Here is a 7632-nt window from a genome sequence, read left to right on the forward strand (position 1 = left end):
CTGGCCCGCCGAGAACTGGCCGGATTGATTCCGCTCACTGATCCGGCCGAATGAGCCAAAAGGCACAGAAGCTCGATCCGTTCTCCTGCTCGACCACCTGCCCCCCGAACCATGACCGGCCGCAGTTGTAGCGCACCAGGTCATCGACCGAGAACGCCGATTTGGCCGTTTCCATTCCGTAGGCGATCACAAGCCCCAGAATGACGCCTGTGGCGAGCATGGCGGCCAGCCAGACCCAAAACCCGCCGAAATAGCGCCACGCCTCTCTGCGGGCCTCTCCGGCGGCCTGTGTGAGCCTTTGGCGCTCCTGGGACAGTTGTGCCCGGATTTCCCCCAGAGCGCGCTCAGCGGCCTCTGTGGCGCTTTCCGTAGCCTTCTGGGCCATCCGATCCCTGTCGGCCTTCAAGGCGCTCTGGAGGGCCTGTGGCGTCTCTCTGGTGGCCTTCCGCATGTCCGCGACCGCCTCGGCCACGATCTGGTGCAAGGCCTGTGCCTCGTCCTTGTCGAGGCTGGTGCGCTGGAGACGGTCCATGTCCTTGCGGATCAGGGTTAGCTCATCGGCCAGTATCTGGAACGGGTCTTTCGCGCTCACGACCGGCCCGCCTTTTCCGCCGCCTGGTCCAGTTCCTCGATCAACCCGGCCAGTTCTTTCTGATCGACCTCGCGGGTGACGGCCCGGCGCAAAAGGGCGGCAAGGGCGCGGGCCTTTTCCGGTTCCCTGAGTGCGTTCGAGATCACCACCGAGCCGACGATGATCTTTCGCCGGGTTTCGCTGGCCTTCTGCCGTTCCTTCAGGCGGGCGAGCTTGGCCTGCGTTTCCGCGATCTGCTGGTCGATGCTGCGCGCCATTTTCTGCCCTCGTTCTTTTTGCCGGTGTTGCCTTTTTCGCTGTTTGAGATGTAAGGTGCAAGACACGAAGTGCCCACTTATACAAACGCTGTGCGTTTGTGTGGGCAGGGGAGACTGGCGTTTCCCCTCGACCCCTAAGCTAAGTGCGGCCCCGAATGGCGATCTATCATCTCAGAGCTTCGATGATTTCCCGCTCGCAGGGCCGCAGCGCCACGGCGGCTATCGCCTATCGTGTGGCGGAGCGTATCGAAGACAGGCGCACCGGCCTGACCTTCGATTACGCCAAGCGCGGCGGCGTCGATCACACCGAAATCCTCGCGCCAGATCACGCGCCGGATTGGGTCTGTGACCGATCCGAGCTGTGGAACCGCGTCGAGGAATCCGAGACCCGGAAGAACAGCCAGGTCGCCCGCGAGGTGCGCGTGGCCCTGCCCGCCGAGCTGACCCACGACGAGCGGGTCGCGCTGGTGCGGGAGTTCGCCCAGGAACAGTTCGTGGACCGTGGCATGGTGGCGGATATCGCTCTGCACGCGCCGGGGCGCGAGGGCGACGAGCGCAACCACCATGCGCATATCCTGCTGACCACCCGTGAGATCGGCCCGGAGGGCTTCACCGCCAAGAACCGCGACTGGAATGCCAAGGACATGCTGGAAGGCTGGCGGGAAGCCTGGGCGCGGGACAGCAATGCCGCCCTTGAACGCGTTGGCATCGAGGACCGCGTGGATCACCGGACACTCGTGGCGCAGCGCGACGAGGCGCTTGAGCTGGCGGCGGCGGCGCGGGAGCGTGGTGACGAAGGGGCGGAGCTGCGCGAGACCGTCAGGGCCATCGAGCTGGACCGCCCGCCCCTGCCGCAGCTTTCCCCCGGCGCGTGGCAGATGAAGGAGCGCGGCATCGAGGTCGGCCGTGTCGGGGCCTGGCACGAAGCCAAGGCCCGTGCCGCCGAGGTCATGGAACTGGCGCGGGATCTGGCGAGCCATGTCCGCGACTGGCTGGATCGGGCGGCGGATCGGGTGCTGGACCGGTTGGGATCGGGGCAGGGTGAGCTGGCGCTTGCCGGGGGCCGTGATGGTCGGGTCCAGGAACCTGATCTTGCCACACGGCTCAAAGAGGCATGGGAGGCGCGGCAGCGCGACCGAGAGACACCGGACGCCGCTATGCCGGACCGCGACGCCCCGGACGATCTGGCGGCGCGGTTGCGCGAGGCGGCGCAGGGGATCGACCGGGAGGCCCTGGCTGACCGTGCGGCGGCGTTGCGCGAAGGCCGGGAAGCCGAGGAACGGCAGGTTGCAGAGGACGCGGCACGGGAGCGTGAGTTGGAGCGCCAGCAGGAGATCGAAAAGGAACGGGACAGCATTGCCAACCGTGACCGCGACCGAGGGCACAGCCTATAGACGGCCGCAGATGGCCTGCGCCCTCCCCGCCTTGTTGGGGGCGGTCGGGCGCTATCGTCTCACGCCTGTTTCTTCCGTTATCTGACCTTCGCGCCACTCGCGGCTAAGGTCTCAAATGAGCCCACCTTGCCTCATGCTGCGCAAAGCATGGATGTCGGCTTCGGTGATAGCACCGCGGTCGCAGCATGGTGTGGTGTCCCCTTACGTCCTGGACCCGTCAGCTGGTATGTTCCCAAGATCACTAGGAACGCTGTCGCGACAGCCGAACCGTTCACTAGGCCGTCCTACGAGAGCGCACCATAGCGGCACGCGCTGTTGTTCTGAGTACCCGGTCTATCCGGTGTCTTCCAATCCTGACTTCGGCAACATGGATGGATCACCACGGAGCGCCTCCAATGCGGTCAGGCTTGGAACCTGAATGGCCCCAATCATGTGTGCGAGGTACTCCGGGTAGGCCATCGGCCCGACTGCGGTCTGTGCGGGCGGGACAGTTACCCAGCACACGCCAACCCGGTACTCAGAGCCAAGGCGATCCAGCAGAGAAACGTCGTCGGTGATCTGAATGCACATCACGCGACCGGTCGGTGCTGTGGCTACAAGAGCAAGTTTCTCAGACAGGTGAAGAATCGCGAGCTGCCATCCTCCAGGCCATCGTAGCTGATCACCGACCGGACCAAGATTGACACCCCGTAAATAGCCTGAACCGTATATTTTCAGTTGAGGCCGTTTCATTGGATCGGCTTCGCGGAAACCTTTGCGAAGTTCCTTTGCATAGTCCGTCGCGGTGAAGTCGTAGCCGAACAATTGATAACCAACCGCGAGCGCCACTTTGGCAAGGAACCGTCCGTCCGCGCGCGGTGCGATTGCCACCTGATTGTGAATGTGCTCGCCGCGCTCGCGCAGTCCCTCAAACTCGCGGACGATGCGTAAATCGTCTGCTTGCTGTGTGTCCGAAGGATCAAGTTCTTGGAACTTGGTCGCGTTCGCCGGAAGTTCCAAGTTGGTAACGAACCGCTTCGCCTTGGGAAAGTGTTGAAGAACGGATCGAAGACTTGTCCAAACCCAGTAGGGTTCAGCAGACGTGAGGCTTACGATGACCCGTCCTGCCTTGGACTTCTTTGAGCTTCGTCGCGGATCGCCTCCAGCGTAGGCATTCCACGTATCTTCCTCCTCCTTCCTGATATGCAGCACGTTCGCGCCTATAGTGACCCAAAAGTCGATGACCTCGCCATCCTTAGGCCGCACGTTCTGAACGACACCGAGATAATGAAGGGGAAGGGCCCCTGTGGGTTGATCCGGTGACAGGTAGCTCAATGCGTCGTCCGCTCGCTCTTCGGTTACAGGAAAACTCTTGATGAACGCGCCATCGACGAAAACGCCAGACATGCTGTTGCAGCTTCGGCAAACGTCGTCCGTCTGCCAAAAGTCGGGGAGATGATCGCCTCCGAGCGCATCGGGCCAGATGTGCTCGTGCGAGAACGCGGCGGCCTCTTTCACGTGTCCGCAGTAAATGCACTCTCGTTCCACGGACATAAGATGCTCCTGCTGCTTTCGGGCCGATAGTGAGAAGATCGCGCACAACCGAGGAAGGAACGCTCACGAAGCCGTAATTAGCTGATCTCTAAATCGATGTCGCGCATTGAAAGAGGCCCACAGCGACTTGGCAAAGAATATTACCTATATGATGAGTCTTCATGCACTACGTAGCGAATGCCTATTGCGTCCCCGCAGTGCTGCCGCTCAGGCACACAGTGGCGAAGGATAGCGGCGATCCCTTTCTCTGGTTTTTGCCCCGCGGCAAATGACCGTTCTGGCAATAACGCTCTTGCGACGACCGGCCCACCTCTTTTGAACACCCACTCGAGGGTGCCGATAAAAGCTATCGAGAAAGTTGCGCTATTATGGGATCAAGGTCAGCCTGAGGTATGGTGGACAGCCCCATCTCATTGAATAGGTCAGCGCCCATTCCCTGTACCCTCATAGAAGTGGGATCAACATCGGTCAGCCCCAGCACAGCGGCGCCACCGAAATTTATGATTCCACGAACATGGAGGTCGTAGCACTCGTAGAGCACTCCATACAAAGGCTTGTCGAAGCTTTGCTGCTCCCGGTAGCTGCCTTGATGCAAAGCTCTGCGATCTTCCATCATCGCAGCAATTTTTAGGATGCAAAGCTGGCGATACGTGAGTTCTTCCGCTGTCCGAACAAGCTGGTGAGCAAGCCCAACGTTGATATCAGCATTGAAGGCGATGTTCCCGATCAGGAACGCCATCAGCCTGACCTTCCGCTCTTCAGCTTCTCTCTGACATCGCAACAAGACGCTTTCAGCGACCTCCTCTGCATCGCTTCGGTGATTCCGCTTCTCCTCGAAGAAGTCGTCCTGCCGCGGCGTTTCTCCCCGTTCTGTACGACCGCGAATGTGCTCAGCAGCGATCGCTACGGCGGCACCGACACGGACTTTTTCACGTGGCCCCAACAGCCGGTTTGAAGCTTCTTGTCCAATTTTTCGCAGAGTGTGGGCTGCGGCAGCACCGCCGGCTCCTCCCGCAGCAGCTCCCGCAGGCCCAGCTGCAAAGAAACCAAGCGCACTTCCTACTGCCGCGCCGGCAATATCAGATCCTGCTGACACCAAGCCTTGAAAGTTGTCGGGCGTATCTTGCTCAACGGACCGATCACTGGTCATCGCAGTTTTCCCGCTCTTACTGGATTTGAACGGACATTCGCCCATAGCGCAGCGGAAGTCCATTTCGTCCCGCGCTGTGTGAGTTCACAAGTGCCGCAGTGAAGGTCCGCTACCGGAAATTCCGGCTGTGAAACGCCCCGCCGATCCTGTCGGAGACACTAAATATCGGAGGCAGGATCGGCGGGGCGTTTGGAGATTGCGGCAACAGGGTGTAACGTGTGTAACTGTAAGTCTCACACGTAGATGAGGCGAATTACAACCCCTTGAGAGCGAGCAGTTACACCCATGAGTTACACCCTAGGAGAAGCTGCGAAAGCGGCCGGTTTCAGCAAGCCAACGCTTTCCAGAGCCATAAAAAACGGGAAGCTTAGCGCGAAACGCCTGGATGATGGTTCCTACAGTATCGACGCGGCCGAGCTGGAACGGTGGAAGGATGCTAACGGGCACAGAAACGGTGCCTTGAAGCGAATTGCAACCCCTGCTGTGATACCTGAACCCCCCCCTGAAACCAGTGCGTTGCAGGCCGAAGTTGAGAAGCTTCGCGCCCAGGTTCAGGCCGACCAGCGCGAACGCGGTTTTCTCGAACAGCGCATCGAGGATTTGAGAGAGAGGGCAGAGCGGGCGGAGCGCAAGGAAGACCAGCTCCATGCGCTCCTGGTCGATCTGCGGCCACAAGCATCATCCGAGCCGCGCAAGGGGTTCTGGGGGCGGTTGTTCGGGTAGCTTCTAACGCAGGCTATCCTGTTTCCCGCAATAGGCGACGAAAGCCGCGCCGGTGTTGTTCGGCGGATTGCCCTTGGCCGTTTCCGACTGTGCGAAGGCAAGCCAGTCAGAGCGCAAGGCGTAATAATCCCGGCCCTTCTCCCTGGCGATGGTCCTTGCCTTTTCTTCGGCCCACTTCGGAAGCGTGATTTCGGGCAGGAGTTCGCTCTTGGGAGAACGCGGGCGGAAGATCACCAGGTCATCAGCGGCCAGCTCCATGCGATAGAACGGCATGTGATCGTCCTCGATGATCTGGCGGATGTTCAGCCGGAATTTCTTCAGAGGGGCGTTGCTGCCGGTTTTTTCCTGAAGCTTGGCGAGGCCGATCTGCCACTTCGGCTGTCCCCCGCAGTGCTTGCGGCCGATCTCATACAGGCGGCGTTCCAGCGGGCGGCGCAGGCGGAAATAGTCGTTCGAGATCGTCACGACCTCGCCGCCCTCGATCGCGCGCATCACCCAGTCGGACAGGATCACCTCGCAGTAGTCGAGCCGCCACTTGCCCTCTTCTTTCATGACGAACCCGCTGCCCGATTCAAGCAAGCTGAAGAAGCGCGTCTCGCGTTTGTTCCCGGTCTGAATATCGGTCTGGAAGGTTGTGCCCATGAGTCTCTGAAAGGCTTGCTCCAGGCGCTGATACTCAACCCCGCCCGTCTTGCGGTTGGTGGTAATCATCAGCTCGCGGGCGCTGAAACGCACCCGTTTGCCGATCTTCTCGCCCCGATTCTTTCGATGCATGAGTTGGCTCACGCAGAAGATCAGAATGTCCTTGTCAAAAATCGTAGGCAGCCCGGCCCCAGACGGCACGATTTTCAGCCGGTTGTCGCCACCGCGATATTCGAGGTGGCGCATGTCGGGCTTGGTGGCGAGCGAGAACAAGGGATGCTCCATCGAGGCCATATCGTCCTTCGGCACCACATCGGAGATGTCGAGGATGAAGAAGTCCTTCTGGGGGTGTCTGTCGGGGAGTAGGGGCATCCGTTTGGTCTAGCGAAGTTCGTTACATCAGGAACCAAACATCGGCCAGATCGGCAGGCTCGTCAAGTTCGTTATATCAGGACCCCACCGTGGAGCTAAATCCGTTCGTTAGTTTCGGAACCCAGATTCGTTAGTTTCGGAACCCAGATTCGTTAGTTTCGGAACCCTGTGGACAATTTCCTTTTTTGAGGCCAGTGGGTTAAGGGAGGTTTTCGGGTCCGTAACATACTCCGTAGGTAACACTATTAACACTAGGGCTTTGCCCAACCGGCTCTTTTCAGAAGCCACCCAATGGTTTATGTGTTCAGGTGTACACATGCTTAGAAAGAACAGGTCATGACCGCCAGCACGACGATGACGATCCGGCTCGATCCGCAGCTGAAAGCGAAGCTGGGGAGATTGGCGAATGGAACACGCCGCAGCCGATCCTTCCTCGCGGCCGAGGCGGTGGAAGCTTACGTGGATCGCGAGCTGGCAATCATCGAAGGCATCGAGCGCGGGCTTGCGGATGTGGAAGCCGGTCGGACGGTCAGCCATGAGGATGCCATGGCATCCGTGCGCCAAGCGATTGAGGATGCGGCAGGCGGCACCGCATGAACCGACCGGTCCGCTGGTCAATCGAGGCGCTGGACGATCTTGCAGACCAGGTTTCCTACATTGCCCGTGACAACCCAGCAGCAGCCCGTCGCGTGGCCGATGCCATCGACAGAACGGCCTGGGCTCTGGGTGAGATGCCGACAGGGCGTCCGGGCCGGGTGACAGGCACCTACGAAAAATCCGTGACGCGCCTGCCCTACATCCTCGCCTATGCGATCACTCAGGCGGGCGGCGAAGAAGCCGTGGCGATTGTCCGGGTGATCCACACATCGCGCGACTGGCCCGCCGAGAACTGGCCGGATTGATTCCGCTCACTGATCCGGCCGAATGAGCCAAAAGGCACAGAAGCTCGATCCGTTCTCCTGCTCGACC

General features: G+C 60.3%; 9 protein-coding genes. 4 read left to right on the forward strand and 5 right to left on the reverse strand.

The genetic code is table 11. The features are described from left to right. Positions 1-34: 34 nt before the first annotated feature. Together BLT73_RS16820 and BLT73_RS16825 are read right to left on the reverse strand one after the other, a co-directional pair. A complete protein-coding gene (locus BLT73_RS16820) occupies positions 35-592 on the reverse strand; it encodes a hypothetical protein (RefSeq protein WP_090525743.1) in 558 nt (185 codons plus the stop codon). Then, on the reverse strand, positions 589-849 hold the full coding sequence (locus tag BLT73_RS16825) for a hypothetical protein (RefSeq protein ID WP_090525744.1): 261 nt from the start codon (positions 847-849) through the stop codon (positions 589-591). The genes BLT73_RS16820 and BLT73_RS16825 overlap by 4 nt, the downstream gene beginning before the upstream one ends. 155 nt (positions 850-1004) lie before the next feature. Here BLT73_RS16825 and mobQ point away from each other — a divergent pair, with 155 nt between their 5' ends. Beyond that, positions 1005-2243: a MobQ family relaxase gene (gene mobQ / locus BLT73_RS16830; protein WP_090525745.1), complete on the forward strand. Its 1239-nt coding sequence runs from the start codon at positions 1005-1007 to the stop codon at positions 2241-2243. Between the two features lie 333 nt (positions 2244-2576). On the opposite strand, the gene BLT73_RS16835 is transcribed toward mobQ, so the two are convergent. Both BLT73_RS16835 and BLT73_RS17175 read right to left on the reverse strand, forming a co-directional pair. Continuing rightward, positions 2577-3776: an HNH endonuclease gene (locus tag BLT73_RS16835; protein ID WP_090525747.1), complete on the reverse strand. Its 1200-nt coding sequence runs from the start codon at positions 3774-3776 to the stop codon at positions 2577-2579. A 346-nt stretch (positions 3777-4122) separates the two neighbouring features. Beyond that, positions 4123-4989, reverse strand: coding sequence for a hypothetical protein (locus BLT73_RS17175; protein ID WP_143025722.1), 867 nt, complete (start codon positions 4987-4989; stop codon positions 4123-4125). A 222-nt stretch (positions 4990-5211) separates the two neighbouring features. Here BLT73_RS17175 and BLT73_RS17180 point away from each other — a divergent pair, with 222 nt between their 5' ends. Then, positions 5212-5649, forward strand: a complete 438-nt coding sequence (locus tag BLT73_RS17180) for a helix-turn-helix domain-containing protein (RefSeq protein ID WP_143025723.1) — start codon at positions 5212-5214, stop codon at positions 5647-5649. Positions 5650-5652: 3 nt separating this feature from the next. Here BLT73_RS17180 and BLT73_RS16850 read toward each other — a convergent pair whose 3' ends face one another. Further along, positions 5653-6663 (reverse strand): replication initiator protein A, encoded by a 1011-nt coding sequence (locus BLT73_RS16850; protein WP_090525752.1) that lies wholly within the window; start codon positions 6661-6663, stop codon positions 5653-5655. Between the two features lie 336 nt (positions 6664-6999). On the opposite strand from BLT73_RS16850, the gene BLT73_RS16855 reads away from it, so the two are divergent. Next, on the forward strand, positions 7000-7260 hold the full coding sequence (locus BLT73_RS16855; RefSeq protein ID WP_090525753.1) for a CopG family ribbon-helix-helix protein: 261 nt from the start codon (positions 7000-7002) through the stop codon (positions 7258-7260). Further along, entirely contained in the window at positions 7257-7565 is a 309-nt protein-coding gene (locus BLT73_RS16860) for a type II toxin-antitoxin system RelE/ParE family toxin (protein WP_090525755.1), read from the forward strand. The genes BLT73_RS16855 and BLT73_RS16860 overlap by 4 nt, the downstream gene beginning before the upstream one ends. Positions 7566-7632: the final 67 nt, after the last annotated feature.

Source organism: Paracoccus isoporae (assembly GCF_900101865.1).
Taxonomy (GTDB): Bacteria; Pseudomonadota; Alphaproteobacteria; order Rhodobacterales; family Rhodobacteraceae; genus Paracoccus; species Paracoccus isoporae.